This is a genomic window from Pseudomonadota bacterium (genome assembly GCA_034660915.1).
Taxonomy (GTDB): Bacteria; Desulfobacterota; Anaeroferrophillalia; order Anaeroferrophillales; family Anaeroferrophillaceae; genus DQWO01.
Genome location: JAYEKE010000230.1, coordinates 1 through 1,545 on the forward strand (window position 1 = coordinate 1; position 1,545 = coordinate 1,545).

Annotated in this window: 2 protein-coding genes; one reads left to right on the forward strand and one right to left on the reverse strand. The window is 43.4% G+C overall.

What is annotated here, in order from left to right; all coding sequences use genetic code 11:
- Positions 1 to 509 (forward strand): putative toxin-antitoxin system toxin component, PIN family (locus U9P07_12830; protein MEA2110289.1); only part of this gene is annotated, 509 nt, incomplete at its 5' end.
- A gap of 257 nt (positions 510 to 766) precedes the next feature.
- On the opposite strand, the gene U9P07_12835 is transcribed toward U9P07_12830, so the two are convergent.
- Positions 767 to 1,545 (reverse strand): hypothetical protein (locus U9P07_12835; protein ID MEA2110290.1); only part of this gene is annotated, 779 nt, incomplete at its 5' end.

Below are 1,545 nucleotides of genomic sequence, written 5' to 3' on the forward strand. Positions count from 1 at the left end.
AAATTTTGAAAATCACCGGAAAAAATATCTGTTTTTATCTTGACATTTGTATTCGTATATGCTATCACTTAACTATGATTATAACAGTAGATACAAACGTAATCTATTCGGGACTATTCAGTAAAAAAGGGGCATCTCATTTAATCCTGAATTTAATTTTAGATGAAAAATTGCAACCAGCCATTTCAACGCAAACATATTTTGAATATTATGATGTTCTTACAAGAAAGAAAACGCTTGAGAATTTAAATCTATCAAAAAAAGAGGTGGAAGATTTTTTAGATTTAATCGCATTACTTTCTCAAAAGCACTCAATCTATTTTTTACTGCGTCCTAATCTGCCTGATGAGAAAGACAATATCTTCGTTGAGTGTGCTTTTGCAAGTAATAGCGAATATTTAATCACTTCAAACATTAAGGATTTCAAGAATCCTGAACTGGGAGATTTTAAATATAGATTAGTAACACCAAGTCAATTTTATAAACTATGGGGTGGTCAAAATGAGTGACACTCAAGTAGTAACTTTAAGAATGCCGAGAGAATTAAAGCGAAGACTTGATAGAGAAGCAAAATATCAGGGAGTTTCTTTAAACCAGTTGGCCAATTATCTAGTTAATTCTCAACTAACACATATGGAATCAGTTTCAATTTTGGAATCAAGATTGGAAAAAAAGTCAATCCCCGCGTTGAAACGCAAGGCTAGAAAAATTCTGCATAACGTTCCGGACCGAAAGGTGCCTGTCTGGGATTCGATTGATTCATAATTTACAAATTTTCCCTTTTTTGGCAACCAACCATGACCCCATAGCTGCCGAAATGATATACGCCGCCATTATCCATGTAATCGACAATATCATTTAAACTCTGAAACGGTTCGGCACTGGCGGGTACGGTCAGAAAAGCAACCCCCCATTCTCCCATAAGCTCCGGGAACCCTTCCAGATCCGCGCAAAGATTATTCGATACCGGCACCTTTCCACTGGTAACCGACACTACCCGTTTGGTAATCAGATCATTATTATCGATAAAAAAGTAATCACCGCTGGGGAAAACCAGCAGGGCGTACGTGCTCACATTGCCGGGAACATCCAGATTAATCGACATTCCCTCTCCCGCGGAGATAGTACCGTCATCGGCATCCCCACCCAGGCGTACCGGGGCTTCAGCAATCCTGCTGCCATCGTTGCCATAGGTCTCGGTCTGCTGTCCGGCTCGACAGGAACCATCATACCACCAGTAGCCGGCACCCAGTTCTTCACAGGCCCCCTGATCACAAGCACCAGGATTATCCGGCCCACAAGGCGGCGACTGCAGGCCAAAAAGGCTGCCCAGTCCGGAGAATGAAGCTGATCCGGAACTGGATGATCCTGATGAAGAGGTGCCGGACGAAGGCGGGCTGTAGGAGGAACCACCTGATCCGGAACCGGAATAGCTGCTGCTACCCGAACTCCCCGACACCGATTGTCGACACTCACCATTATACCAAATTCCGCCGCCGGCCCAGCAATCTTCCAGAGCGGAAGTCTCGCCATTATCCACTGACC